Below are 26,346 nucleotides of genomic sequence, written 5' to 3'. Positions count from 1 at the left end.
GCTCGGACCGCCATCTCAGAACAGCGCGGATTCCGCTGCGCCCGACTCATCGACCTCACCAAGGCGCGTGCTGGCCCGCATGCCCGCGCGCAACTCCCCACGTAGTGCGAGCAGCACCCGGCGGTGATCCGCCTTGTGGTCCAGCACAGCCCGGTTTCGTGCCGCGGACTGGCGCAGAAACGCCTTCCAGGGCTTCTCGGGCAGCGCGAAAGAACGGTTCAACTGCCCGTCGCCATAACCGTTGTCATAGACCTGCTTGCCCAGCAGCACGGCGGTAAAGACGTTGTAGGTGAACAGATGCGCCGAGGGCACGTCCAGTGGCGTGGGCAACTGGTGCTTCCACAGGTCCAGCAGGTGCTCCAGCCGGTCGGAAATCTTCAGCTGGGTGCGCGAATCCATCCAGTAGGGATCGTCGGTGCGGTTGTTCAGGCGGTAATGCAGGCAGATGAAGTCCCGCACCTCGTTGAACATCCCGTCAGACACCCGGTTGTAGGCGTCGCGGGTGGCGTCCTCGTAGTCCTGGCTGGGAAAGTACTGCAACAGCCAGCGCAGGCCCATGTCGATCATGTGGATCGCGGTGGACTCCAGCGGTTCGATGAACCCGCCCGACAGGCCCAGAGCGATGCAGTTCTTGACCCAGGCCCGGCGCGATCGGCCCACCCGCATCGGGATCACGCGCGGCTCTGCCCCCGGCGGGGCCATGTCGCCCAGATGCGCCAGGAATTCTTCGGCGGCTTCGTCGTCCGTACGATGGGCCGAGGAAAAGACATAGCCCGTGCCGATGCGGTTGAAGAGCGGCACCGCCCAGCTCCACCCGGCGCCCAGCGCGGTGGATTGCGTCGCGGCGCGGATCTTTTCGGGATCGGGATGCGGCACCTGCAGCGCCATCGCACGATCGTTGCCCAGGTAGTCCGCATAGCTGTCAAAGGGTTCGCCCAGCGCCTTCTGGATGACCAGCCCGCGAAAGCCGGTGCAATCGAGGACCAGCTGCACCGGGTGCCGGCCCGTTTCCCGCAAAACCAGCGCGGCGACATATCCGCGCTCGTCCAGCTCGACATCGTCGACGTCGTCCAGGATGTGTTCGATACCGTGGTCACGGCCCCGCTCTGCCAGGAGCCCTGCGAACTTGACCGCGTCGAGGTGATAGGCATATCCCGCCCGGGGCATGGGATCCTCACCCTGCTTGTTCAGGGAAAAGGGGCATTTCCAGGATTCAAAGAGATCCATGAGCGGCGAAAAGGACCGGATGTAATCCCGGTTGCCCGCGCCGTAGGCCTGAAAATAGTGACCGGCCTCGACGCCCTCGATCCGGGGCGGGCTGGCAAAGGGATTCATGTAGCGGATGAACCTGCCTTTGCGGTCGACGTTCCAGTCGTTGAACATCACCCCCATCTTGAACGAGGCGTTGCAGCGCCGCATGAACTCCTGGTCGTCGATGCCCATCTCGCGCAGTGTGACGGGCATGTGCGGCACCGTCGCCTCGCCGACGCCCACGGTGGGCACGTTGGGCGACTCGATCAGGGTGATCTTGATCTTTGGGGCGCATTTCGTCCGCAGAAAAACGGCCGCCAGCCAACCGGCCGTGCCGCCCCCCACGATGGTGATGGATGTGACCGGATCGCCCATGCCGCTGCCCTCCCCGCAACTTACGCCGGGTCAGCCTAACGGCAGGCGGCGAAATGGCAAAGGGTCAGGTGAATTCCGGCCCGTGGACCCAGGTGGTCAGAGAATAGCGCTGGCCCCGCGATACCGGTGTCACCCGGTGCAACGTGAAGCTGGGGAACAGGATGGCGCTGCCGCGTGTCGCATCCGCTGTTTCCACCTGCCCGTTGCCGTTGAGCTCCAGCCGCCCGCCCTCGTAGGCGTTGCCTTCGCTCAGCTGTGCGACAAGCGTCAGCTTGCGCTTCTGGGCAAAGGTGCCGGCACCGATGTCGGAATGCCAGTCAAAATGCCCGCCCGCGTCCGAGGCATAGAGCGCGACCTGCGCCCGCTCGGCGAACTCGGTCAGGGCAAAGTTGAAATGCGCGCGGTTCACGTCGCGCACGACTTCCATCACCCGGCGAAAGACCCAGGCGCCCTCGCCCTCTTCGTCCAGCCAGGTGATGCGGGCGACGCGGATGTTCTCATTCTGGCGCCCGCGCACCAGGCCGGCGTCGCTGAAGTCCTGTGCCTGGGTCAGGCGGATGATCTGGTCGCACTCGGTGTCGGAAAACATCCGGTCGAGAGAATAGGGTGACAGCATGCAGATGCCCCGATGGAAAGGATCCGAGCCGCATGCCACCGGCCCGCGACGGATACCGGTCTGTTTGCGACATGAAAGGCCGAAAACGTCACATTTCTTTTGCAGCGCGTTTTGGGGTCCGGAATTCCGGACCGCACATTCGAACAAATAGCTTGACCAATGAGACACGCCCGCCTATTTGTCTTGGCATGACCACGCAAATGACATATCGCAGTTGTTGCTGACCTCCCTCCGGTAGGTAAACCCGCAAGGTGCGGGGCACGACTGCTAATCGTTGCGTTCTTTCCCAAGAATTTGGTTCGAGACCAATGCCTACCGCCATTGGATGCAGTGGCTGAATTGGTTATGGCGCCGGATTGCAAATCCGGAGCATGCGGGTTCGAGTCCCGTCTGCATCTCCAAACATCACCCCAACAAAACATGAGCTTAACAACCACATGACAGCTTCACGGTCCGGCCCGCAGCGATGAGTGGGAGAATCAGGTTCGGGCTCTGCGTCGGGCGAGTTGACCATTGAACCTTTCCGAATCCCTGATCCAGGTGTTGAAACAACACGTTTCGAAACCCTGAAATCCGGGAAAATAACTCGGAAAACTCTGGAATAGAAAACGGCGACAGATTCCCTTGCCGCCGTTCAAATAATTCGCGCCTGAACCCCGCAGAATTACCGTCTTTCGCCAATCACGGCCTTCAGCATCTCGCGCTCTTCACCGGTCAGGTCGGTCAGCGGCGATCTCACCGGGCCGGTGTCGAACCCGCGCAGGGCCACACCCGCCTTGATGGCGGACACCGCGTAGCCGGTCTTGCGGTCGCGGACCCTGGCGAAGGGATAGTAGAAGTCGGTCAGCATCCGTTCGCACTTGGCATCGTCGCCCGCCTGGAAGGCCGCGTGGAACTCCAGCGCGGTTTCGGGGACAAAGTTGAAGACGGCAGAGGAATAGGTATCCACGCCCGCCCCCCGGAACGCCTGCGCGAACAGTTCATGCGTGGGCATCCCGCCGACATAGGCCAGCCTGTCGCCCAGCCCGATTGTGATCCGGCGGACCGTGTCGATGTCGCCGGTGCCATCCTTGAAACCGATCAGGTTGGGGCACTCCTCGGCCAGGCGTGCAAGCGTATCGGCAGAGACAACCGACTGGCCCCGATTGTAGACGATCACGCCCATGTTGGTGGCGTTGCAGACGGTGCGGATATGCGCCTCGATCCCGTCCTGCGGCGCGCCGATCAGATAATGCGGCAAAAGCAGGATGCCGTCACCACCCGCCGCCTCGATGCCCTGCGCCATGTCGCAGGCCATGCGGGTGCCATAGCCGCAGCCAGCGATCACCGGCTGGCCGGGCTGTGCGGCGCGGGCGGTCTTGACCACCTCGACCACCTCGGCAGGGGTCAGCGAGAACAGTTCACCCGTGCCGCCGGCGACGATCAGCCCGGCGATCTTGTGCGGGCTGAGCCATTCGAGATGGGCGGAAAAGGCCGTGGGGTTGAACCTGTCATCGGCATCGAAGGGCGTCACCGGAAAGGACAGCAGGCCGGAACGGATGATGTCGCGCAGGGCGATAGGGTCGATCATGTCTTTGAATCCTCGTGCATTCAGTCTTCGTGGATGCCATCGCCGCAAAAGGCGCCGCCTTGGTAGAGCGCGTTGACATCGTCGGCGGGCGGCGGGTCCATTTCGGCGTCGATCTTGGCGCGGAACTGCTCGGCATTGTCTTTCGGCTGCCAGCCCAGGTAGGCCACTTCGCGGTTGTCCCACCAGGAGGCCCCGTTGGCCGAGGCGCCATAGACGATGGGACAGCCCAGCCGCGGCACCATGAAGACGCGTTCGATCAACTGCATGAAATCGTCAAAGCTCATCCAGGTAGACAACATCCGGTGGTTCTTGGGCTCCGGAAAGCAGGACCCGATGCGCACGCTTGCGGTCTCGATGCCGTATTTGTCGTGGTACATGCTGGCCATCGCCTCGCCAAACACCTTGGACACGCCGTAAAGGCCGTCGGGCCGGGGCGTGCTGTTGGCGTCCAGCCGCTGGGTCTGCTTGTAGTAACCGATGGCATGGTTCGAACTGGCAAAGATGATGCGCGGCTTGACCGAGGATTTGCGCGCGCCTTCGTACAGGTGAAAGACCCCGTCGATATTGGCGTTGCGCACGGTGTCCCAGTTGGCCTCGACGGACTGGCCGCCCATGTGGACGATGCCGTCGCAGCCCTCGACCAGCGCCTCGACCGCTGCCTTGTCGCCCAGGTCACAGGGCACCAGTTCCTCGTGCGGGGCGGCCTGCCCCAAGTCGGCGCCGGGGCGGTCGGACAGGCGGATGGTTTCTGCGATGGGCTTCAGCCGCTCGCGGCAGACGGCGCCGAGGTTGCCCGTAGCGCCGGTGATCAGCAGTTTCTTCAGCATGGTGTCCTCTTGGTCAGTGCGCGGTCCAGGAACTGCAGGACCGCATGGTGAATGGCCGGGGTTTCCTTGTGGCCGGTCTCCTGGTCGATCCAGGTCACCAGCTGGTCGGTCTGCCCGGTGGCGTCATAGGCAAGGCGCAGGTCCAGTGTCGCCTGCGCCCCGGCGGGGATGGCGGTAAAGGGATCCTCGCGGCCATGAGCCACGAATTGCGGGCGCGGCGCAATCAGGCCGGCGACCTGTCCCATGTCCGTGTGGCGCAGCACCCCCGGCACGATCAGGTACAGGCCGTGACGGTCGTGGACGCCGGTTTCGATCAACCCCTCGATGCTGGCCAGCATGCACAATTGCGCCACCGCCGCCACCCGGGACTCCAGCGCCCCCACCCACATGGCCAGCGCGGCCCCCATCGACATGCCCAGCACGGCGATGCGGGTCCTATCGATCCGGTCATGACCGGCCAGCCAGTCGAAGGCCGCCAGTTGATCCCCGACCATCTGGCCGAACAGGGGCTGCCCCCGCCAGAACCCGGCCTTGGCCAGGGCGCTTTCGCTGCCTTCGGACCGGCGGTCGCCAAAGCCGGGCATGTCCATCGCCAGCACGGCATGACCGGCGGCCAGAAGGTCGGGACCATAAGGGGACGCCAACCAACGTGCGCCCTCTGCCACTTCACGACGCCCCAGATCGAATTGCCCGCCGTGGGCGTGGCAATAAAGAACGGCGGGAAAGGGCCCCTCTCCCTCCGGCAGCCAGAGCGTCGCGGGCTTTCCGTCCAGCCGCAGCTCGATCCGCGACCCGGTATCGGCCACCTCGGCCCCTTGTACCTGGGCCACGGGTTCGGGCCGAACCTCGGGCAGCGCCAGCAAGTCGCGCAGCGTGGCGCGCAGGGTTTCGGGGTCGCCGCTCATCCTAGGTATAGGCCGTCGATCCGTCCGGGCGGATGGGCAGCTTGCGCTCCCAATGAATGTAGCGATCCGTCTTCAGGAAATCCTCGTCAATCTCGACACCCCAGCCGGGTCGGTCCGGGCGCAATTCCAGGTAGCCGTCCACCGGCATGTAGGGATCCCGGACATAGCCTGCCGCCTCATCGACCGGAGCAAGGTCGCGGCCGAGGAAGGCCGAAGTGCCGGGCAGCCGGTATTCGAGGATCTTGAAGTTCGGACAGGCGGCGGCGAAATGCAGGTTCACCGCCGTCGCAAGCGGCCCCATCGGGTTGTGCGGCGCGACAGGGACGTAAAAGGCCTCGGCGATGGCGGCGATCTTGCGCATCTCCAAAAGGCCACCGACTGCGCAGATGTCTGGCTGGATGATGTCTGCCCCGCCCGCCTGCAACAGGCGCAGGAACTCGAACCGGGAATAAAGGCTTTCGCCCGTGGCCAGCGGCACCCGCAGCTGCGATTTCAATGCGCCCCAGGCCTCGATATTCTCAGGCCGCATAGGTTCCTCGAAGAACAGCGGATGGAAGGGCGCCAGCGCGTTGCCCAGTTCCGCCGCCTGCCAAGGCTCGAAAATGCGCGCATGGGCGTCAAAGGCGAACTCGTAATCGGGGCAAAGCGCGGTCAGCTCTGCCACCCAGTCCGTGGTCGCCCGGATCACCTTGCCCCAGGGCTCGGCATGGATGTCGTTGCGATAGGGTGACAGCTTGAAGGCGGTGAAGCCGTGCGCCTCTTGCATGGCGGCGCAATGGTCGTGGATCTCACCCGCGTCCGGCGCGGAGTAGACACCGAGGTAGACGCGCACCCGATCACGCACATGCCCGCCCAGCATCATGTAGACCGGCAGGCCCACGGCCTTGGCCGAGATGTCCCAGAGCGCGTGGTCGATGGCCGAGATCGCCGCCAGGCCCAGTGCGCCCGGGGGAAACCGGCTGTGCTGATAGAGCTTGAGGATCAGACGTTCGATCCGGCGCGGGTCCTCGCCCTCGATCTGGGTATAGAGATAGTCCAGCAGCGGCGGCAGGGCCCGGTCGGGGCCGTGGTTATAGCACTCCCCCCAGCCGGTGATCCCCTCGTCCGTGTCGATGGCCACGATGACGCGCGGACGGTTGCCGTCGCGGGACATGAAACTGCGCAGGCCGGTGATCTTCATCGGGTCATCCCTGGAAACGAGGTTGCGGCAGGCCGGTGACGCCAAGGCCGGTGATCGCGAAAAGGCCACCGGCGTCTGGCTGGGCGGGATCGTCCGACAGCCCGGCACCGATGGAGGTGACGTAAAGCGTGGCCAGATCCGGGCCGCCAAACATCGGCTTGGTGGGCTTTTCCACCGGCATGTCGATGGTCATCAGCACCTCGCCCTCCGGGGAAAGGCGATAGAGCTGCCAGCCGGAAACGCCCGCCTGCCAGTAACACCCCTCGGCGTCCACGGTGCCGCCGTCGGGGCGCCCCGGCACCGAACGCGTATCGAAAAATACCTCTGGTTCACCCGGTGTTCCGGTCGTCGTGTCATAATCGCAGGCCCAGATGGTGCGCACGCCCGGATTGCTGTCAGAGAAATACATCCGGCGCCCATCGGGCGAAAAGGCCAGCCCGTTGGTCGTAAAGATCCCATCGCGCCAGGCCGTCACCGCCCCGTCCGGGTCCAGCCGATAGAAGGCGCCAAGCGCCTCGGGCTCTCCGCCGTCCTTCATGGTTCCTGCCCAGAACCGGCCCTGCGCATCGGTCGCACCGTCGTTGAAACGGTTGTCCGGCAGATGTGCTTCCGGGTCGTGGATCGCCTCGCGTGCCCCCGTCTCCGGATCGAAGAGCCAGAAGCCGGATTTCGTCGCCAGCACCAGCCCGCCCTGCTCCCGCACCGCAAGGCACCCGACAGGTTCGCCGTATTCGATGGTTCGGTTCTCGCCCGTGACCGGGTCATAGCGATAGATGACGCCCGCCGGGATATCGACCCACCAGAGACATTGCGCCCGGTCGTCCCAGACCGCGCCCTCGCCAACCCCGGCGCCCACCGGCGCAACGCATGTGATCTCGATCCCCATCTACTCCCCCTTGAAGACCCGGTTTTCCGAGCCGTCGATATGCGCGCTCATGGCGGCGCGGGCGGCCGCCGCGTCACCAGCCTCCAGCGCATCCACGATGGCCTGATGTTCGCTGCTCATGTCGCGCTTGCCCTTTGCATAGCCTGTCCGCCCCAGCGAGCGGACGAACTTGCCGATGAACAGCATGTGCGGGCGTAGCATCTTCATGGTTTCAAGCAGGAATCGGTTGTCAGACAACTTGGCAATCCTGAAGTGAAACGCAAGGTCGGGCTCGACCGTTGCCGTGCCCGCCTCGGCCAAGTCCTGCATATCGGCGATATAACCACGCAACTCGGCGATATCCGCCGCCGTGGCCCGCGCCGCCGCCAGCGCCGCCGTCTCGGTCTCGACAAAGCGCCGAAACCGGAAATAGGCGGCAATGTCGTCGATACTGCCAAGCGGCTCATACCCCGCGCCCTCCTTGGGCGGGCCGACACTGACGAAAGATCCGGCCCCCTGCTTCGACACGATCAACCCATCTTCGCGCAAGCGGGCAAGGGCTGTGCGCACCACCGGGCGCGATACGCCATAGTCACTCGCCAGCTCGTTTTCGCTGGGCAGACGCTGCCCCAGCGAAAAGGTCCCGTTCCGGATCGCGTCAAGCAATTCGGAATAAACGCTTTCCTCAAGCCGCGTCCCGCCGCGTGTCGGTCTTGCCCCCTGTGCCTCAGCCATCTTCTTCTCCAGCAGCAGCGCCCCTCGGCACCTTACAACATTTAAAAATTAGTTTGACAAGTTGTCAACGTGATGCAGAGTCGGGCCACTGAAAAAGCGCGATTCACGCGTTCAGGGAGGAGAGACATGACCCAACACTGGCGAATTGCATCGCTGGCCTCTGCGGCTATCGGCGCCTTGCTGATGCCACTGGCCGCCGCCGCATATACCGATGCGCCGATGCTGGCCGACAAGGTCGCCGCCGGCGACCTGCCCGAGGTGGACGCCCGCCTGCCCGACCAGCCCGAGGTGATCGAGCCACTGAACGAGATCGGCACATATGGCGGCACCATCCGCCGTTTCCTGTCCGGCTCGAACGACCACAACTCGATCCTGCGGTTCGTCATGCCCCAGGGCCTGACCCGGTGGAAGCCGGACTTTTCGGGCGTGGTGCCCAACATCGCCGAAAGCTGGGAGGTCAACGAGGACAGTTCCGAATTCACCTTTCACCTCCGCGAGGGCCTGAAATGGTCGGACGGCGAACCCTTTACCGCCGATGACATCATGTTCTTCGTCGAGGATCTGCTGCAGAACAAGGAGTTCTATCCCAACGCCCCGGCCCGGTTCGTCGTCGGCGGCGAGGTGATGACGGCGGAAAAGATCGACGACTACACCGTCACCCTGAAATTCGCCGCCCCCTACGGCACCTTCCTGACCGAGCTTGCCACGCCTCTGGCGCAGGAACCGGTGCTCTGGGCCAAGCATTACTGCCAGCAGTTCCACCCGAAGTACAACGCCGACGTCCAGCAGATGGTCGACGCGACAGAGGCGGTCGAGGACTGGCCCAGCCTCTACCGCCTGAAATGCGGCGAGGTCGAGGCGCCGAACCGCTGGGCCAATGCCGAACGCCCGACGCTGGACCCCTGGATCGTCACCGGCGACGGCTATACCGCCGGGTCCACCCAGGTCATCATGGAGCGCAACCCCTACTTCTGGCAGGTCGATACCGAGGGCAACCAACTGCCCTACGTCGACCGGCTGCAATGGGGCGTGTCGCAGGACGCGCAGGCGATCCTGCTGGAAGCGATTGCCGGCAACGTCGACATGCAGGCCCGCCGGATCGCGACGCTGGCGAACCAGCCGGTGCTGTACCAGAACCAGGACAAGGGCGGGTACAAGCTGTACCAGCGCACCGCGGCGGATTCCAACGACATGGCGATCCATTTCAACCACACGCACAAGGACCCCGAGATGCGGGCCTTCCTGACCAACAAGGACGTGCGGATCGCGCTGTCGCTGGGCATCGACCGCGAAGAGATCATCGACATCGTCTACCAGGGCGTCGGTGAACCCTGGCAGATCGGCCCCCTGCCCCAGCACATCCTCTACAACGAGCAACTTGGCCGCCAGCACACCGACTTTGACCCGGACCGGGCCAACGAACTGCTGGACGCCGCAGGCTATACCGAGCGCAACGACGACGGCATCCGCCTGTTCCCGTCCGGAGAGCCGATCATCTTCAACGTCAACTATCCGGGCGTCGAGGTGCCGCATTGGGGCGACAGCCTTGAGATCATCAAGGATCAGTGGTCGCAGATCGGCATCGGCCTGAACTCCAGCAGCGTGGAACGGTCGATCTACTACAACCGGGGCGAGGCCAACGAGCATGACTTCATGGTCTGGGGCGCGCCCGGTGGCCTGGACCCGACGCTGAGCCCGCGCGACGTGCTGGCGATCCACCCGCAGGCCTCTTGGTTTGCCATCCCCTGGGCGCGCTGGCACCTGTCGGTCGGCGCGGACGGACAGGAACCCAGCGAGTCCATGAAAAAGCGCTTCCAGCTTTACGATGACTTCAAGGCCGAGGCCGACCAGGACAAGGCGCTGGACATCTTCCGCGAGATCCACCGCATCGCGGCGGAAGAGTTCGAGATCATCGGCATCACCACCCGGCCTAGCGTCTACGGCGTCGTGAACGCCAAGCTGCGCAACGTGCCGGAGGCCCTGCCGGGGTCGTGGATGTACCCCGATCCGGGTCCGACCCTGCCGCAGACGTACTTTTACGCGGAGTGATCCGCCGCCGGGGTGCGCAGCATCTGCGCACCCCACCCACCCGACGCAGGCCGCGCGACCGTCACGGGCCTGACGCAAGAGGTTCCCCATGATCTGGCGCTATATCCTCAAACGGATCATCTGGATGATCCCGTTCATGTTCGCTGTCTCCGTCGTGGCCTTCCTGCTGATCCAGGCGCCACCGGGCGACTACCTGACCACCTATATCGCCAAGCTGGGCGAATCGAACGAACTGCTGGACCAGGCCTCCATCGACAACCTGCGCGCGCGCTTCGGGCTCGATCAGCCGCTCTATGTCCAGTATTTCAAATGGGTTGCGAACCTGCTGCAGGGCGATTTCGGCATGTCCTTCGAATGGCGCCAGCCGGTGTCCGACCTGGTGTGGGAGCGGATGGGCCTGACGCTCTGCCTCAGCTTCGCGACGCTGCTGTTCACCTGGGCCGTGGCCTTTCCCATCGGCGTCTATTCCGCCGTCCACAAGTATTCCATCGGTGACTACATCGCCACGACCATTGGCTTCATCGGCCTGGCAACCCCCAACTTCCTGCTGGCGCTGATCCTGATGTATATCGGCGTGGTCCACTTCGGCACCGATGTCGGCGGGCTGTTCAGCCCCGAGTACCAGAATGCCCCGTGGTCGGCCGCCAAGGTCTGGAACCTGATCGAACATCTCTGGCTGCCGGTCATCGTTCTGGGCACCTCGGCCACCGCCAGCCTGATCCGCATCATGCGCGCCAACCTGCTGGACGAGTTGAACAAACCCTATGTCGACACCGCCCGCGCCAAGGGCCTGTCGGAATTTGCCCTCATCATGAAATACCCGGTCCGCGTGGCGCTGAACCCCTTCATCTCGACCATCGGCTGGGTGCTGCCCAACCTGGTGTCCGGCGCCGTGGTAACGGCCATCGTCCTGTCGCTGCCCACCGCGGGGCCGCTGATGCTGCAGGCGCTTCTGTCGCAGGACATGTACCTGGCCGGCGCCTTTGTCCTGCTGCTGTCTTCGTTGACCGTGATCGGCATGCTGATCTCGGACATCCTTCTTGTCCTTCTCGACCCGCGGGTGCGCTATGAGTGACACGACCACGAACACCACCCCCGAGGACGACCCGCACAGCGCGGCAGTGCCGGCGGAAAGCCATTTGCACGACGCCCCGGCCATCGACCCGGACAAGGCGCCCGACAAGGTCGCCATCGCCTCGCAGTGGCAGCTGACCTGGTGGGCGTTCAAGCGGCACCGGTTGGCGGTCTTCGCGCTCTGGATCATCGGGCTCCTGTACCTGGTCTCGATCTTTGCCGAGTTCGTGGCCCCCGACGACCCGACGAAACAGAACCGGCGCGCGGTCTATCACCCGCCGCAGATGATCCACCTGATCGACCGCACGGACGAGGGCATCCGCATCCGTCCCTACGTCTGGAAGATGGACCGCCAGCGCGATCCCGCCTCGCTGGCCGTCAGCTACGTCAAATCAGAAGAGAAGATCTACCTGACGCTGTTCGGACGTGGTGCCGACTACAAGTTCTGGGGCCTGTGGGAGACCGATCGCCACCTCTTTGCCACGCAGGACCCTCGCGAAAAATTCTTCATCTTCGGCGCAGACAGGCTGGGCCGCGACATGTTCAGCCGCATCCTCTATGGCACCCGGATTTCCATGTCGATCGGCCTGGTGGGGGTGGCAATCAGCCTGGTGCTGGGGATCACGCTGGGGGGCCTCTCGGGCTATTACGGCGGCCGCGTCGACGCGGTTATCCAGCGCATGATCGAGTTCGTGCTCAGCCTGCCGACGATCCCGATCTGGCTGGCGCTGGCCGCCTCCCTGCCGCCTGACTGGCCGATCTACCAGCAGTATTTCGTCATCACCCTCATCGTCAGTCTCGTCGGCTGGACAGAACTGGGCCGCGTGGTGCGGGGCCGATTCCTGGCGATGAAGAACGACGATTTCGTCATCGCGGCCCGGCTGGATGGCGCGTCAGAGGGGCGGATCATCTTCCGCCACATGCTGCCGTCGCTGTCGTCGCACATCATCGCCTCGCTGACGCTGGCCATACCGCTGATGATCCTTGCGGAAACCGGGCTGTCCTTTCTCGGCCTCGGCCTGCAACCCCCGGCGATTTCCTGGGGTGTGCTGCTGAAAGAGGCGCAGAACATCATCTCGATCAGCCAGGCGCCCTGGCTCTTCATTCCGGGCGGCTTTGTCGTCGTCGCGGTCCTTGCCTTCAACTTTCTCGGGGACGGCATGCGCGATGCCGCGGATCCTTATGGCCACTGACATGCAACCCATCCTGCAGATCCAGGACCTGAACCTGGGGTTTTCCATGCGGCAGGGCGTCTTTGACGTGCTGCACGGGATCAGCTTTGACCTGCACCGGGGCAAGACAACCTGCGTCGTGGGCGAGTCCGGATCGGGCAAATCCGTGACCGCGCGGACGATCCTGAACATGGTTCCACCGCCGGGCAAGATCAACGGCGGGCGCATCCTGTTCAATCCCGACGGGACAGAGATCGACCTGACCGCGCTGGACCCGCGCGGCCCCGCGATCCGCCAGATCCGCGGCGGAAGGATCGCGATGATCTTTCAGGAGCCGATGTCGTCGCTCAGCCCGGTCCACACCATCGGCAGCCAGATCATCGAGGCCATCCGCCTGCACCGCGACGTGTCGAAAAAAGAGGCCCGCGACCTGGCCATCGAGGTCCTGAAACAGGTTGAGATCCCCAACCCGGACAAGGCGGTGGACCGTTACGCCTTTGAATTCTCCGGCGGGATGCGGCAACGGGCGATGATCGCGATGGCGCTGTCCTGCCGCCCCGACGTGCTGATCGCGGATGAGCCGACCACCGCGCTGGACGTCACCACCCAGGCCGAGATCCTGGACCTGATGAAAAACCTCCAGACCGAACTTGGCATGGCGATCATGTTCATCACCCACGACATGGGCGTGGTGGCCGAGATCGCCGACGAGGTCGTGGTGATGGAAAAGGGCCACGTCGTCGAACAGGGCGACATCCACCAGATCTTCGAAGCGCCGCAGCACCCCTACACGCAGAAACTTCTCAACGCCGTGCGGCGACTGGAGGAACCGGCGGCGGCCAAGGTCCGCCCGGCGGGCGACAGCGGCAACATCCTGCGGGTCGAGAACCTGCAACTGCGTTTCGAGAAGAAAGAGGGCTTTTTCCAGCGCGTGACGGATGTGACCAAGGCCGTCGATGGCGTCAGTTTCGACCTCAAGCAGGGCGAGGCGCTTGGGATCGTAGGTGAAAGCGGATCGGGCAAGACCACCGTGGGCCGCTGCATCGCACGTGTCTACGATCCGAACGCCGGTGTGATCGACTATGCCGGGCGCGACCTCATCGCCGCGAACAAGAACCAGCTGCGCGACACGCGCAAGCAGATCCGCATGATCTTCCAGGACCCTTTCGCCTCGCTGAACCCGCGCATGACGGTCAAGCAGATCATCGCCGAACCGCTGATCGTGAACGGCATCGCCAAGGGACAGGAGCTTGAGGACCGGGTCGCGAAACTGCTGACCGAGGTCGGGCTGGACCCGGGCATGATGGAACGCTACCCGCATGCGTTCTCGGGCGGACAGAGACAGAGGATCGTCGTCGCCCGGGCCATCGCGCTGGAACCCCGTCTGGTGATCGCGGACGAACCGACCTCGGCGCTGGACGTGTCGATCCGTACGCAGGTGCTGGACCTGCTACTGAAACTCCAGGCCGAGATGGGGCTGTCCTTCATCTTCATCAGCCATGACATGGCGGTGATCCGCTATTTCTGCGACCGGGTGGCGGTGATGTACCGTGGCAAGATCGTCGAGATCGGCGAGACTGAGGAGATCATCACCAACCCGCAGCACCCCTATACCAAGGCTCTGCTGTCCTCGGTCCCGATCCCCGATCCGAAACTGCGCGGCACCCGCCAGCGCCACCGCTACGTGACCGAAACATGACCGAAGAGGACCAGCTTGCCCCCGGCATGGCCGAGGCGATCCGGACGCATGAAAACCTGTCCGACTCCGAGGCCGCGACCTTCTGGGCCGAGGGCGCCGACTGGGCGCCGACCGAGGACACCGACTATACCGGAGCAGCGGGCCAGTCGCAGGCGGCGCGCGTCTACAACGGCGCGGCCGCCGGCCCGGTGATGCTCTATATCCACGGCGGCGGCTGGACCGGCGGCTCCATCGCGCTGAATGAACGCGCCTGCCAGATCATGGCGCGCGACAGCGGCTGCACGGTGATCTCGATCTCTTACCGGCTGGCACCCGAACACCCCTTTCCCGCCGGGCTGGAGGATTGCCGCGCCGCGCTGGACCAGTTTCGCGGCCGCTATCCCGACCGCCCCTTCGTGCTGGCCGGGGCCTCTGCCGGGGGCAACCTGGCGCTGGCCCTGGCCTTCGACGCCCCCGTTCAGGGCCTTGTCCTGTTCTATGGCGTCTTCGGCGACGATTTCGAAACGCCCAGCTATCGCCGCTATGCCGAGGGGTTCGGCCTGACCCGCGCCCGGATGCAGGAGTTGTTCTCGCTCTACGACCCGCAGGGCGCCCATGCCACCGACCCGCGCCTGTGCCAGCTCAAGGCGAGCGACGGCCAGTTGCGCCTGCTGCCGCCCAGCTGCCTGATCGCCGCCGGGATCGACGTGCTGCGCGATGACACGACCACGCTGGCCGAACGGCTGACCCTGCTTTCCATCCCCCACAGCCTGCACGTCGAACCCGGCGTGACACATGGTTTCATCAACCGCGGGCGCCTTGTGCCCGCCGCCGACGCCTGCCTGACGCGGGCGGCGCGCTTTCTTGCCGATCCGGAGCAGCCATGAAAATCGAGACGATCACCGCCAGGACCTTCCGCCACAAGACCAGCATGGTCCGCGACAGTGACGGCCACGGCCACCCCGGACCCGAAAGCGACACCACCTCGGGCCTGCTGACCATCACCACCGATGACGGCCACCAGGGCCATGTCGTCACCCGGCCGCAGGACATGGCAGAACCGCTGCTTGACCGTTTCGTGCGGCCCAACCTGATCGGACAGGACCCGCTCTGCACCGAACAGCTCTGGTACAAGGTCTACAAGTGGCAGCGGCTGGGGGGTGGGTTGTTGACCGACCGCGTGCTGGCAGCGGTCGACCTCGCGCTTTGGGATCTCAAGGGCAAGGTGTCGGGCCAGCCGGTCTGGAAGCTGCTGGGCGGCGCGCGGCCCAGGATCCTCGCCTATGGCTCGACCATGTGCGGCGACGACCTGGAAAACGGGCTGGCAACGCCCGAGGATTACGCCCGCTTTGCCGACTGGATGGTGAATACCCGCGGCTACAAGGCGGTCAAGCTGCATGGCTGGATGCCCCCAATGCCCGGCGCGCCCGATCCGAAAAAGGACTACCAGGCCTGCGCCGCCGTGCGAGAGGCGGTGGGACCGGATGTTCCCCTGATGCTGGACCCGCATCACTTCTATTCGCGAACAGAGGTCCTCTGGCTGGCCAACAAGCTGGCAGAGCTCGATTTCCGCTGGATGGAAGAGCCGATGGAAGAGGCATCCATGTCCTCTTACAAGTGGTTGACGCAGAACACGCCCCTGAACATTCTCGGCCCCGAGACCATGACCGGCAAGCACTGGACCCGCGCCGAATGGGTCAAGCACGATGCCTGCGACATCGTCCGCGCCGGCGTCTGGGACGTGGGCGGGATCAGCCCGGCGATGAAGATCGCCAACATGGCAGAGTGTTTCCACATGTCGACCGAGATGCACGGCACCGGCGCCGGCAACCTGTCGGTCGCGCTGGCGATCCACAATACCAGCTTCTATGAACGCGGGCTGCTGCATCCGTTCATCGACTACGACGCGCCCAAGGAATACCAGAACCGCATCGACGACGAGATGGACGCCGAAGGCTATGTCCACGGGCGCGAGGATCCGGGCCTGGGTCAGGATCTGAACATGGATTACATCAAGGGGAACCTCGTGAATGCCTGACACCCGCATCGCCGAGCTGCGCGTCACCCCGATCGCATTCTACGACCCGCCGCTCCTGAACAACGCGGGCTGTCACCAGCCCTTTGCCCTGCGCTCGATCATCGAGGTCGAGACCGAAGGCGGCGTGATCGGCCTTGGCGAAAGCTATGGCACCCGTGCCGTGCTGGACGGGCTGGCGGCATTGGCCCCCTTGCTGCCTGGGCTGGTGGTGACCGACCTGAACGGCCTCTGGGCGCGCGCCCGGCAGGCCGTGAGAGGCGGCCATGAGGGCTATTCCGGCGATGAACGGCTTTTGCCGCGCGTCGTCGGCGCGGTCGAGGTCGCCCTGTGGGACGCGCTGGGGAAAACCACCGGGCGGCGGGTCTGCGACCTACTGGGCGGGCAGGTGCGGGACGATGTGCCCTTTTCGGCCTACCTCTTTTACAAGTTTGCCGGCCATTCCGGCGCCGATCCCGACGATTGGGGAGAGGTGCTGACACCGGAACAGCTTGTCGATGAGGCGCACCGTTTCAAGGAGTTACATGGTTTCGACGCCATCAAGCTCAAGGCCGGCATCCTGCCGCCCGAGGAGGAAATCGAAGGCTTGCGCGCCCTGCGCGCCGCCTTCCCCGAGGCGCCGCTGCGGATCGACCCCAACGGCGGCTGGACGGTCGAGACCACCCTGCGCCTCTTGCCCCAACTCGAGGGGCTGATCGAGTACCTGGAGGACCCGACCGTCGGGATCGAGGGCAACGCGCGCGTGCAGGCCGCCACGGATATTCCGCTGGCAACCAACATGTATGTCGTCCATCCCAGCCACCTGCCCGCCAACATGGCGCAGGACGCCTTTCGCGTGATCCTCAGCGATCACCATTACTGGGGCGGGCTGCAGGCCAGCCGCGAGCTGGCGAAGATCTGCGAAATCTGGGGGCTGGGCCTGTCGATGCATTCGAACTCTCACCTGGGCATCAGCCTGGCGGCGATGACCCACCTCGCCGCCGCCACCCCGAACCTGACCTATGATTGCGACACGCATTCGCCCTGGCAGACGGACGAGGTGATCGAGGGCGGCAAGCTGGCCTTTCGCAACGGGCGGCTGCGCGTCCCCGATGGCCCCGGCCTTGGCGTCACGCTGGACCGGACCGCTTTGGCCCGCCTGCACCAGAATTTCCTGGACGCCGGGATCACCGAACGCGACGATGCCACCGAGATGCGCAAGCACTGGCCGGACTGGCAATTCGGTCGGCCAAAGTTCTGAGTCCGGGCCGGCCGAAACACGCCACTCACATTTTTTTCATTCTGCAGGTTTCGCCGAATCGCCTTTTAGGCGACTCTAGTGATTGATTTTCAATCGGAGTTGATCATGCGGCGTCCTGGAATTTTCGCTTTGGTTCTGTGCCTGTGCCAGGTTCTGGCCCCCCTGACCGCCGCCCAACAGGCGGCCGATCCCGTATATGACCCGGGCGGGACCGCCAAACCCGCGGACCTGCCCTTGCCCGGCAGCCTGCCGCTGATCGACTACGAAAAGGTCCTCTTTCCCTGGATCGCCCGTCGCGAATACGTCGGGCTGAACTGGAAGCGAGACAAGCGGTGGCGCGACACCGGGCCCTTTGTTTTCAATATGAGCTTTGGCATCCACCCGGCGGTGCGCATGTACTACTCGCCCGAGCTCATCACCTGGCTGGAAGGCGGACGGACCGGGGCCATTCCGGACGGCGCCATCGTCATCAAGGAGATGGTGACCCCACCCGCCGCCCGCTACAACGAGTACCGCGCCGCGCTGGTGGCGCAGTACCCGGACGAACCCGCCAAGGTCGACGCGGAACTGACCGATTTCGCCTATGACACCGGCGGCCTGAACTGGACCGTCATGGTCAAGGACAGTTCCCTGTCGCACGGCGGCTGGTTCTTTGCCTCGGTCTATTTCGCAGACAAGGACGACATGGCCGCGCGCAAGCCCGTGATCGACAGTTTTGAACCGCCCTACAGCCCGCCCCTCGGCGCAGGGGGCGACGGGATGTGCATGCGCTGCCATGCCTCCGCCGCCGAGGAGCTGATCTTTTCCGCGCTGGAAAACGTCGAGGGCTATCCCGACGATCCGCTGATCTTTCGTGTCGATGAAAGCTGGCGCGACCTGCCCAAGCCGCAGAAACCGGCCTTTGGGGCCGACCTGTCGGCAATGATCACGTCCTACCTGAGTGACGCCCATGATCCGGGCGCGATGCGCGCCGCGCATGTGGCGGCGGCCAAGGCCTCGCCGGTCGAGGTCAACAAAGAATTCACCGCCATGTTCCCGCCCACGGACGGGATCGACATCGCGCGGGCGCAGTTGCAGACCCTGCCCAGCGAATGGCTGGACCACGTCCCCGCCCGCCCGAACGACACCCAGCATTTCCTGACCTCGGACAATTGCGTCGGTTGCCACGGCGGTCTCGGCGGGGCGCCCTCGGGCGTGACCATGTTCATCAAGACCGGGTCGGACTACGGCAAGGGCTACAACATCTCGGAATACGGCGAATGGCGCTGGTCACCGATGGGCCTCGCCGGGCGTGACCCGATCTTCTACGCCCAGCTGGAATCCGAATTCGCCCTGTTGAAACAGGCCGGCGCGGGCGAGCTGTCGGACAACCTTGGCACCACCTGCCTGTCCTGCCACGGCGCGATGGGCCAGCGACAGCTGGAAATCGACGCGCATGACAACCCCGACCTGGGGCTGGACGGCAATGTCTTCAAACCCGACTACGCGCTGCTGCACACACCCCTGACGACCGAGCAAAAGGACAAGCAGGTCGCCGACGGGACCTATGAGTACCACGTCTATGGCAACCTGGCGCGCGAGGGCATTTCCTGTTCGGTCTGCCACCACATCGCGCCCCCGGAACGGGCCGAGGGACAGCCGGACTACAACCCGCTGGACACCTACCTGATGAACGGCACAACCGGCGTCTTCCGCATGACCCCGGCGGACAAGCTGATCGGCCCCTTTGCCGATGTCCGCCAGAAGCCGATGGAAAACGCGATGGGCATCACCCCGGTGCATGACGACTATATCAAGGACAGCGAGATGTGCGGCGCCTGCCACACCATCAACCTGCCCAACGTGGACGCCCCCACCGATGCCCCCTTGCCCGGCTTTACCGCTGCCGAACAGGCGGTTCTGAACAAGGCCGCGCAGAACGCCGTCAGCTTTCTGTCCGATCAATACGGCGCCACCTACCGCGAACCGCTGGTCAAGTTCCAGCACTCGGTCGAACAGGCCACCTTCCTCGAATGGAAGAACAGCCAATACGCCGACGCGGGCACCGCCCGATCCTGCCAAGATTGCCACATGAAGGGCAATTTCGAAACGCTGGACGGCAAGATCAAGATCGACGGCCTCACCACGCAGATCGCCTCGATCCAGGACACCAACCTGCCCGACGTGCCGCATGCCCTGCCGCAGGACGAGATCGAGGTGCCCTTCCGCGACAATTACAAGCGCCACAGTTTCGTGGGGCTCAACGCCTTCATGGTCGCCATGCTATCGCAGTTCGACGAGGAAATGGGGCTGGGGCCGAAAGACCCCATGACCTACGCCACGAACGGCGCCCAGTTGTCGATGGACACGATGGCCCTGCAGGCGCGGGACGAAACGGCGGATGTGAAGATCCAGAGCCTGACTGGCAGCGGCGGCACCCTGACGGCACTTGTCACCGTCGACAACAAGACCGGGCACCGCCTGCCCTCGGGCGTCGGTTTCCGCCGCGCCTTCCTCGAGGTCCGCGTGACCGATGCCACGGGCAAACAGGTCTGGTGTTCGGGGTGCACAAATGGCGCCGGAGTCATCATCGGGCCGGACGGCGATCCGCTGAAGACAGAGTTCCTGGATTTTGTCCCGGAGGGCGCGACAGAGGCTTTGTATCAACCGCATCACGACCTGATCGACGACCAGACACAGGTGCAGATCTACGAAGAGTTGACCCAGAACGCGAACAAGCAGTTCACCACCAGCTTTGTCCACCGGGTCTATCACCCCAAGGACAACCGCCTGCTGCCCTGGGGCGCCGCGAAACCGGGGACAGAGGCCTTTGAGAAACGGTTCGGAACCTCGGACGTGACTGCCGCCTTCATGAAGGCCACGATGCCCGAAGGCCGCGCAGCAGAGGACGCGGGCGTGATGGCGGGCAAGGACGAGCTGACCTACAAGATCGCCCTGCCCGATGGTGTCGATCCCACGAGCGTGACCGTACATGCCACGCTCTATTCGCAGGCGATCCCGCCCTACTACCTCAAGCAGCGCTTCGAAACCGCCCCAGACGGGCCGGCGACGCAGCGACTGTATTACCTTGCCAGCCGGCTCAAGACCAAGGGCACGCTGATCGAGAACTGGAAACTGAAGATCCAGGGCGACACGGCGCAACTGCCCTGACGCCCGGTTCCGCCGGGCGGATCTTTGGGCCATGATGAAAGAACCCCGGCCGGGATGCTGGCCGGGGCCGTGGTCATGGATGGATTGGCACATTGGATTTCAAGAACTTCGGGGGGCTGGCCGCCCTTCTGGCCGTGATCTGGGGCGTGGAGGCAGTCAACCTGCTGACCGGCTACGCTCTTAATGGCTGGCTGGGCCTCAAACCAAGGTCGCTGGGCGGGCTGGACGGCATCGTCTTCATGCCACTGCTGCACGGCTCCCTCACCCATGCAGCGGCCAATACCGCGCCGCTGGCGGTGCTGGGCGCGCTTCTGATCTTGACGGCCCGTTCGGTGGCGCTCATGGCTTCGCTGCTCATCGTCCTCCTGGGCGGCCTGGGCGTCTGGGTATTCGGCACCGCGGCGATCCATGTCGGCGCCTCGGGGCTGATATTCGGCTGGTTCGGCTTTCTCGTGGCGCGTGGACTTGTCGAAAGACGCCTTGTGCCGTTGCTGGTGGCGGTCGGCGTCGCCGTGATCTATGGCACGATGGTCTGGGGCGTTCTGCCGGGACAGCCCGGAGTCAGCTGGGAATCCCATTTCTTCGGCGCGCTGGCCGGGATCGTCGCAGCAAGGGCCTTGCGCGGGGCGGGCTGAACGGGCGGCGGGCACGGCAAGACGGAAATTGGCCGACCCGCAGGTTTTGAAACTGCAATCTGTCCGGCGATGGACGGACCCCAAAAGTCTCGCCAGTCAAATAGTGTATTCCGGGCACCACATTTGGCGTCTATACGCAGCCCTCTGGAATCGAAGACCTGCCATGTCTATATCAGAATTGCCTGAGACATCGTGAACATGTTTCACAAATTTATAACAGGAACCAGTTGACCCTGGGTATTGTAGAAGTGGCGAGGGGCCTATGTCAGACGCATCCACACCAAAGGCAAAAAAGATTACGACTGCCCAGGAATTTGTCTCGCAAAATGCGCAGACCAGGCAGACAGAGGTCGCGAAGGCCAAGGATGAGCCTTCTGGTGCGGAGCGCTCCTTTGCAGCCATACAGGACAACACATTCTACAAGATCATGCTTGACGAAGGCCTGGCGCCACAAGACAAGCTGGCGCGGGTAACACAGGCACTGACCTTCACCGACGATCGGTCCGAAGCGCGCGAAAACCTGTCTGAATTCAATGCCTTCAAAGAATACCTCCAGTTCGAACGCAAGCGCATGGCGCAGGAAATCATCGCGCTCACCGACACCGAGGCTTTCGGCGAACTGAAGGACGTCTTCGAACAGATCAATACCGCCCTTTTGACATTCGAAGACCAGATCGCGCCGCTGACGGATATCGTCGATGCGGTTTACACGTTGCGCATGAACGGAGTGACTTACGATATCTTCGAGGAATTGTTGCGCGAACGCGAACTGGAAAAGGAGCGCACAACCAAAAAGGCAGACCTCAAGCAAACGCTGAGCCAGTTGGAGTCCAAAGTCCGTGGATTGAAGACTGACAATGGCATGCTGCGCGAGGACAAGGGTTTTTTCGGGCTTGGCGGCACCAAGAAAAGCGCGCTGGAAAAGATTGCAGCCAACGACGCGCTGATCGACGAACATACCGACGCGATGCAAAGCCTGCTCGACGAGATCAAGATACTGGAGACGCAGGCCCCGGCCAATTCGGAATTCGCGGAATTCGCCGCGGAAAAGGAGAAACTGCGCGAACTTCTGGACATCACTTCGGATGAACACAAGGCCCGGCAAGAGGCGCTGGTCGGTTCGGCCCAGGATTTCATCGACACCACCGAAAACAGGGTGTCCTCGGTTCTGGGGCATTTCACCAAGATGAACGGCCAGATCGACAACCTCGACGAGGCCAATTTCACCATGCGCTCGATGTACGCGATCCTGTCCGACGCGACCAAGCAGGTCGATGGCGCCAACGAAACCCGCCGTCAGCAAATCCGCTCTGCCATCGACGCCGCGGAAAGCGATCTGGAACGTCTGGGACAGGAACGACTGGAACGCGACATCAACGACTACATCTCGAACCTCGGTCGCTCGAACGTGGACACCACTTCGGTCCTGGCTGAACTGACCGCGTCGGGACACCGGATACACTCGATGAAGGATGCGAACGCGCAGCAGGTGGCCAAGACCCGGCAACTCCACACCTCTGGTGTTGCGGGCGTCGCCGACCAGCTTTCGACGGTTCTGCAGGCGGTTTCGGCTGCGGCGCTTGGTGAAAGCTCGGAGGCTGCCAAAATGTCGCTCGAACGGATGAACCGAACGACGTCCGAGCTTGGCCAGCGTGAGGTGATCCGCGTCGCCCTGGGGACGAAAGAGATCAACCAGGACCTGACGAATGCCCTGTCCGAACTCTCGGAATACGGCGAGACGATCAAGGCCGCGACCCATATCACCCGAGAAGGGCTGACCGAGACCAAGGACCTCCTGGCCCAGATCGAACGGCAGACCGCCGAGACGCAGGCCGCGGTCAAGGAATCCCTGTCGGTGGCGGCAGACGTGGCCGGCGGCAAGGGCGGCACGCGCAACCCTTCGCCGGCAGACGTCGCGCAAGAAGCCGAAGAGCGGAACGCACCGCCCAACCCCTTTGGACTGGGCAAGTCCTGACCTGTTCCGCATCCCGCCCTGGTCTGCCCCTCGTCATCTGTCCTGCCGGAGCCGAGCATGCCTGACACCGTCAAAGATTTCCTGATCCGCGGCGCCGATCTGCTTGGCCGCCGCAGGAATTTCCGCCTAGTCGGGCGCGGTTCCGAACTGCGCCAAATCTGCGGGATGCTCATGCGAAAACATGCATCCAACGTGCTGATGGTCGGGCCTGGCGGCGTGGGCGCCTCGTCGATCTGCCTGGGGCTCGAGGCCGCCAAGGCCGATGCCTCCTTGCCGTTCGACATCCTGTCCAAGCGGTTTTTCTGGCTCGATACGGACGGCCTGTTTTCCTCGGGGTCGCACGCACGCATCACTGAAGGCTTCGACAAGCTGCGGCGCACCCTGCTGCGTACGGCGCAATCGGTCCTGGTCATCGACGATTTCCGCGATTTCATCGACGCCGCCCGCAACAACGGCTGCACCCATCTGATCAACGCCATCATGCGCGATGTGATGCAGGGACGCTATCAGAGCATTCTTGAGGCACGGGACGAAGACCTTGAAATCGTCCTCAAGTGCCATTCGAACATGCGCGAAGTCTTTACCCTGATGGAGGTACGGGAACCCGCCGGCGACGCACTGCGCGAGATCATTCGCGTCGGATCCGAACGGTTGACCGCACACCACCGCGTGCCGGTGTCCGAAGATGCCATAACGGCCGCGCTTGACCTGACGGCCAAGTACCACGTTTCCGACCTGTCTCTGTCGCGCGCCCAACCCGAACGGACACTCAACCTGATCGACCGCGCCCTGACCGCTTATCGCCAGTCGGCCCATGATACGCCGCCGCATCTGGCCAGGCTGCAGGCCACTCTCTCGGAGCTTGACACCGCGCTGGCCAAGGGGGCAACGCCCCAACTCCAGGCGCAGCGCGCCACTCTTGTCGCTACGCAGGTAGAGGCCAGGGCCGACTGGACCGCCAAGATCGACAAACTGTCTGCGCTGCGGCGCGCCCAGAAGTCCGGCGAGGAACTCTTGCTGGCTCTCGAGGAACAGCTTTCGGAGGAACGCGCACGAGCCGAAAAATCTCCTGAACCCGTTGCTGCAGAGCCGCCCGCCTTTTCCGCCCGGCTGACCGGAGCAGGCTTCGGGTCACGCGAAGAGGCACGCATTCAAGGAGAAATCCGCGAAGCCTCCCAGGCGATCGAAGGCAATAAATCCGCCTTCGAGGCGCTGGAAGCCGAGATGAACGCCGGCCTCGAGCTATCGGCACAGGCCGTGACGCTGGAGTTTTCAGCGATTTCGGGCATCCCCGCGGACAAGCTCAATCAGGACGAACGTGAAAAACTGCTGACCCTCGACGCAACACTGAAAGCCCGGGTTTTTGGCCAGGATCACGCGGTCGACACGCTTGTCGGTGCCGTTCTGATGGCCAATGCCGGGCTCAAGGAGCCGGACAAGCCACAAGGCTCGTTCATGTTCTGCGGCCCCTCGGGCGTCGGCAAGACCGAAATCGCCAAGGCGATGGCGATGGCTCTGAAGGACAGCGAAAAGGCCATGCTGCGCTTCGACATGTCCGAATACATGGAAAAGCACGCCCTCGCCAAGCTGATCGGGGCCCCTCCGGGCTACGAGGGATACGAGGCCGGGGGCATCCTGACCAACTCGGTGCGCCGGAATCCGCATGCGATCATCCTCTTCGACGAGATCGAGAAGGCGCATCCCGACGTCTTCAATGTCTTCCTGCAGGTGTTGGACGATGGCCGCCTGACGGACAACCGCGGGTTGACCGTCAGCTTTGCGAACACGCTGATCCTGATGACGACAAACATCGGCCAACCGTACTTTCTGGATCAGACCCTGACCTACGAAAGCGCCATGTCCGAAACGATGCTGGAGCTGGAAAAGACCTTTCGCCCGGAATTCCTCAACCGTTTCAACGGGCGCCAGAACATCATCGGGTTCAAGGCCTTGCCGTTGGCATTGATCGAAAAGATCGCCGCACGTGAGATCTCCAAGGTCAATACGCGCATCCAGTCCTCTGGCCATGCAGTCTCAATCAAGATGGCGCCCGAGCAGGTCTCGGCCCTGTGCGCCGATCAGTACAACCCTGTCCACGGCGCGCGTGGCATCCCCGGTTTTTTTGCGTCCCAAGTCTATCCGCAAGTGGCCCGCAAGATCCTGTCGAGTCCCGACACCGAAGGCACGCTCGTCATCGGTTATTCTGCGGAAGACGGCGGCCGCGTGGAGCTGACATATGGCTGACGACGATCCGGTAACCCGTGCAGAGCAACTGATCCGCGAACGCAAAGCGGAAAAAGCCGCGCAGCAAGACCGTGGGACGCGGGGTCTTGGCCCCATCGGCTTATTCCTGGATCGTTTCATCGGCACGGCACGGATCGTCTGGCAACGCTACCTTCGACCGACTTGGCACGTCTTCAACCGTCCGTTCCGCTGGTATTGGCGCCTGTGCCGCTGGATGTTCCGAAAGTTCTCTTTCCGAGGCGAGCAATACAGCAAGCCGCGCGGCGCCGCGGCCTTTGTCGCCTTGTCGCTGTTCACGATCTTCCTGGGGTTTCACCTGGTCGTGCATGCTATTCCCATAGGCGCACGCCTGGCCTATGACGCGGCCGCAATCACGCTGTTTTCGCGCGAAGAGGTGCTGATCTTCAGCCAGCCTGACCCTGTCGAGGGCCGCCCGGGTGAATTGACCGTCTATGCCTGCCGCAAGTACCCCTGCGAGGCGCAATTCGACTCGGTCGAGTTTCGGATGCGAGACAGCCTCTTTCTGGATGTCCGGTCGTACCTCAAGTACTTCCAGCCACATGACCCCGGCGAACTGGCCGGCGCCTTCGTATCCGAGGAAAACGGGTGCAAGGTCAGGTACTACGGGCGGCGCGTCAAATCGCTCGATATCTACCCGATGATTTTTCGGGCCGTCTGCCAGCCCATCAACGGGTCAAACGCTACGGACGTCCTGGACGGGCTGGCCTCTGCGCGCCTGCGCTGAACCACGCGGCGGAATTGTCCTGAAT

The 26,346-nt window shown here is 63.6% G+C and carries 20 protein-coding genes and 1 tRNA gene; 13 read left to right on the top strand and 8 right to left on the bottom strand.

The window, feature by feature from the left end; genetic code table 11:
* Positions 1-15: 15 nt before the first annotated feature.
* A complete protein-coding gene (locus BLQ71_RS17365; RefSeq protein ID WP_083342290.1) occupies positions 16-1,626 on the bottom strand; it encodes a tryptophan halogenase family protein in 1,611 nt (536 codons plus the stop codon).
* A gap of 64 nt (positions 1,627-1,690) precedes the next feature.
* Entirely contained in the window at positions 1,691-2,242 is a 552-nt protein-coding gene (locus BLQ71_RS17360; protein ID WP_069209393.1) for a prolyl hydroxylase family protein, read from the bottom strand.
* 324 nt (positions 2,243-2,566) lie between these two features.
* Between BLQ71_RS17360 and BLQ71_RS17355 the strand changes: the two genes are divergently transcribed.
* Positions 2,567-2,643 (top strand) — tRNA-Cys (locus BLQ71_RS17355).
* Between the two features lie 263 nt (positions 2,644-2,906).
* On the opposite strand, the gene BLQ71_RS17350 is transcribed toward BLQ71_RS17355, so the two are convergent.
* Genes BLQ71_RS17350 through BLQ71_RS17325 form a run of 6 tightly spaced genes read right to left on the bottom strand, consistent with a single transcriptional unit; the run spans position 2,907 to position 8,324 of the window.
* Positions 2,907-3,809: a 5-dehydro-4-deoxyglucarate dehydratase gene (locus tag BLQ71_RS17350; RefSeq protein WP_198548560.1), complete on the bottom strand. Its 903-nt coding sequence runs from the start codon at positions 3,807-3,809 to the stop codon at positions 2,907-2,909.
* A gap of 23 nt (positions 3,810-3,832) precedes the next feature.
* The gene (locus BLQ71_RS17345; RefSeq protein WP_172430876.1) at positions 3,833-4,639 is read right to left on the bottom strand and encodes an NAD-dependent epimerase/dehydratase family protein; all 807 of its coding nucleotides are present in this window, start codon (positions 4,637-4,639) and stop codon (positions 3,833-3,835) included.
* Positions 4,633-5,544 carry an alpha/beta hydrolase family protein gene (locus BLQ71_RS17340; RefSeq protein ID WP_074622608.1) on the bottom strand — a complete coding sequence of 304 codons (912 nt, stop codon included), beginning with the start codon at positions 5,542-5,544 and terminating at the stop codon, positions 4,633-4,635. The genes BLQ71_RS17345 and BLQ71_RS17340 overlap by 7 nt, the downstream gene beginning before the upstream one ends.
* A gap of 1 nt (position 5,545) precedes the next feature.
* Positions 5,546-6,724 carry a mandelate racemase/muconate lactonizing enzyme family protein gene (locus BLQ71_RS17335; protein WP_074622607.1) on the bottom strand — a complete coding sequence of 393 codons (1,179 nt, stop codon included), beginning with the start codon at positions 6,722-6,724 and terminating at the stop codon, positions 5,546-5,548.
* A 4-nt stretch (positions 6,725-6,728) separates the two neighbouring features.
* On the bottom strand, positions 6,729-7,610 hold the full coding sequence (locus tag BLQ71_RS17330) for an SMP-30/gluconolactonase/LRE family protein (RefSeq protein ID WP_074622606.1): 882 nt from the start codon (positions 7,608-7,610) through the stop codon (positions 6,729-6,731).
* The gene (locus BLQ71_RS17325) at positions 7,611-8,324 is read right to left on the bottom strand and encodes a FadR/GntR family transcriptional regulator (protein ID WP_074622605.1); all 714 of its coding nucleotides are present in this window, start codon (positions 8,322-8,324) and stop codon (positions 7,611-7,613) included. It abuts the gene before it with no gap.
* Between the two features lie 126 nt (positions 8,325-8,450).
* On the opposite strand from BLQ71_RS17325, the gene BLQ71_RS17320 reads away from it, so the two are divergent.
* The 12 genes from BLQ71_RS17320 to BLQ71_RS17265 all read left to right on the top strand — a co-directional run bounded on the left by BLQ71_RS17320 (position 8,451) and on the right by BLQ71_RS17265 (position 26,321).
* Positions 8,451-10,373, top strand: a complete 1,923-nt coding sequence (locus BLQ71_RS17320) for an ABC transporter substrate-binding protein (protein WP_074622604.1) — start codon at positions 8,451-8,453, stop codon at positions 10,371-10,373.
* A gap of 88 nt (positions 10,374-10,461) precedes the next feature.
* Positions 10,462-11,448, top strand: coding sequence for an ABC transporter permease (locus BLQ71_RS17315; RefSeq protein WP_074622603.1), 987 nt, complete (start codon positions 10,462-10,464; stop codon positions 11,446-11,448).
* Positions 11,441-12,640 (top strand): ABC transporter permease, encoded by a 1,200-nt coding sequence (locus tag BLQ71_RS17310; RefSeq protein WP_083342289.1) that lies wholly within the window; start codon positions 11,441-11,443, stop codon positions 12,638-12,640. Before BLQ71_RS17315 ends, BLQ71_RS17310 begins: the two co-directional genes overlap by 8 nt.
* Positions 12,615-14,318 carry an ABC transporter ATP-binding protein gene (locus tag BLQ71_RS17305; RefSeq protein WP_074622602.1) on the top strand — a complete coding sequence of 568 codons (1,704 nt, stop codon included), beginning with the start codon at positions 12,615-12,617 and terminating at the stop codon, positions 14,316-14,318. Before BLQ71_RS17310 ends, BLQ71_RS17305 begins: the two co-directional genes overlap by 26 nt.
* A complete protein-coding gene (locus tag BLQ71_RS17300) occupies positions 14,315-15,184 on the top strand; it encodes an alpha/beta hydrolase (protein ID WP_074622601.1) in 870 nt (289 codons plus the stop codon). The genes BLQ71_RS17305 and BLQ71_RS17300 overlap by 4 nt, the downstream gene beginning before the upstream one ends.
* Positions 15,181-16,335: an enolase C-terminal domain-like protein gene (locus BLQ71_RS17295; protein WP_074622600.1), complete on the top strand. Its 1,155-nt coding sequence runs from the start codon at positions 15,181-15,183 to the stop codon at positions 16,333-16,335. Before BLQ71_RS17300 ends, BLQ71_RS17295 begins: the two co-directional genes overlap by 4 nt.
* Positions 16,328-17,572: an enolase C-terminal domain-like protein gene (locus tag BLQ71_RS17290; RefSeq protein WP_074622599.1), complete on the top strand. Its 1,245-nt coding sequence runs from the start codon at positions 16,328-16,330 to the stop codon at positions 17,570-17,572. Before BLQ71_RS17295 ends, BLQ71_RS17290 begins: the two co-directional genes overlap by 8 nt.
* Before the next feature lie 105 nt (positions 17,573-17,677).
* Entirely contained in the window at positions 17,678-20,722 is a 3,045-nt protein-coding gene (locus BLQ71_RS17285) for a hypothetical protein (protein ID WP_074622724.1), read from the top strand.
* Between the two features lie 92 nt (positions 20,723-20,814).
* Positions 20,815-21,357, top strand: coding sequence for a rhomboid family intramembrane serine protease (locus BLQ71_RS17280; RefSeq protein ID WP_198548557.1), 543 nt, complete (start codon positions 20,815-20,817; stop codon positions 21,355-21,357).
* Between the two features lie 427 nt (positions 21,358-21,784).
* Positions 21,785-23,332, top strand: coding sequence for a hypothetical protein (locus tag BLQ71_RS17275; RefSeq protein ID WP_133066171.1), 1,548 nt, complete (start codon positions 21,785-21,787; stop codon positions 23,330-23,332).
* Between the two features lie 57 nt (positions 23,333-23,389).
* The gene (locus BLQ71_RS17270) at positions 23,390-25,576 is read left to right on the top strand and encodes an AAA family ATPase (RefSeq protein WP_074622596.1); all 2,187 of its coding nucleotides are present in this window, start codon (positions 23,390-23,392) and stop codon (positions 25,574-25,576) included.
* The gene (locus BLQ71_RS17265) at positions 25,569-26,321 is read left to right on the top strand and encodes a hypothetical protein (RefSeq protein WP_074622595.1); all 753 of its coding nucleotides are present in this window, start codon (positions 25,569-25,571) and stop codon (positions 26,319-26,321) included. Before BLQ71_RS17270 ends, BLQ71_RS17265 begins: the two co-directional genes overlap by 8 nt.
* Positions 26,322-26,346: the final 25 nt, after the last annotated feature.

The organism is Antarctobacter albus, from assembly GCF_900101505.1.
GTDB lineage: Bacteria > Pseudomonadota > Alphaproteobacteria > Rhodobacterales > Rhodobacteraceae > Antarctobacter > Antarctobacter albus.
This window is presented reverse-complemented; position numbering and strand designations above follow the sequence as displayed.

Coding starts and splice junctions, on each gene's coding strand:
- BLQ71_RS17335 (WP_074622607.1), bottom strand. CDS start 6,724: ATGAAGATCACCGGCCTGCGCAGTTTCATGTCCCGCGACGGCAACCGT.
- BLQ71_RS17270 (WP_074622596.1), top strand. CDS start 23,390: ATGCCTGACACCGTCAAAGATTTCCTGATCCGCGGCGCCGATCTGCTT.
- BLQ71_RS17300 (WP_074622601.1), top strand. CDS start 14,315: ATGACCGAAGAGGACCAGCTTGCCCCCGGCATGGCCGAGGCGATCCGG.
- BLQ71_RS17310 (WP_083342289.1), top strand. CDS start 11,441: ATGAGTGACACGACCACGAACACCACCCCCGAGGACGACCCGCACAGC.
- BLQ71_RS17330 (WP_074622606.1), bottom strand. CDS start 7,610: ATGGGGATCGAGATCACATGCGTTGCGCCGGTGGGCGCCGGGGTTGGC.
- BLQ71_RS17360 (WP_069209393.1), bottom strand. CDS start 2,242: ATGCTGTCACCCTATTCTCTCGACCGGATGTTTTCCGACACCGAGTGC.
- BLQ71_RS17285 (WP_074622724.1), top strand. CDS start 17,678: ATGCGGCGTCCTGGAATTTTCGCTTTGGTTCTGTGCCTGTGCCAGGTT.
- BLQ71_RS17325 (WP_074622605.1), bottom strand. CDS start 8,324: ATGGCTGAGGCACAGGGGGCAAGACCGACACGCGGCGGGACGCGGCTT.
- BLQ71_RS17290 (WP_074622599.1), top strand. CDS start 16,328: ATGCCTGACACCCGCATCGCCGAGCTGCGCGTCACCCCGATCGCATTC.
- BLQ71_RS17340 (WP_074622608.1), bottom strand. CDS start 5,544: ATGAGCGGCGACCCCGAAACCCTGCGCGCCACGCTGCGCGACTTGCTG.
- BLQ71_RS17320 (WP_074622604.1), top strand. CDS start 8,451: ATGACCCAACACTGGCGAATTGCATCGCTGGCCTCTGCGGCTATCGGC.
- BLQ71_RS17315 (WP_074622603.1), top strand. CDS start 10,462: ATGATCTGGCGCTATATCCTCAAACGGATCATCTGGATGATCCCGTTC.
- BLQ71_RS17365 (WP_083342290.1), bottom strand. CDS start 1,626: ATGGGCGATCCGGTCACATCCATCACCATCGTGGGGGGCGGCACGGCC.
- BLQ71_RS17295 (WP_074622600.1), top strand. CDS start 15,181: ATGAAAATCGAGACGATCACCGCCAGGACCTTCCGCCACAAGACCAGC.
- BLQ71_RS17305 (WP_074622602.1), top strand. CDS start 12,615: ATGCCGCGGATCCTTATGGCCACTGACATGCAACCCATCCTGCAGATC.
- BLQ71_RS17275 (WP_133066171.1), top strand. CDS start 21,785: ATGCTTGACGAAGGCCTGGCGCCACAAGACAAGCTGGCGCGGGTAACA.
- BLQ71_RS17265 (WP_074622595.1), top strand. CDS start 25,569: ATGGCTGACGACGATCCGGTAACCCGTGCAGAGCAACTGATCCGCGAA.
- BLQ71_RS17345 (WP_172430876.1), bottom strand. CDS start 4,639: ATGCTGAAGAAACTGCTGATCACCGGCGCTACGGGCAACCTCGGCGCC.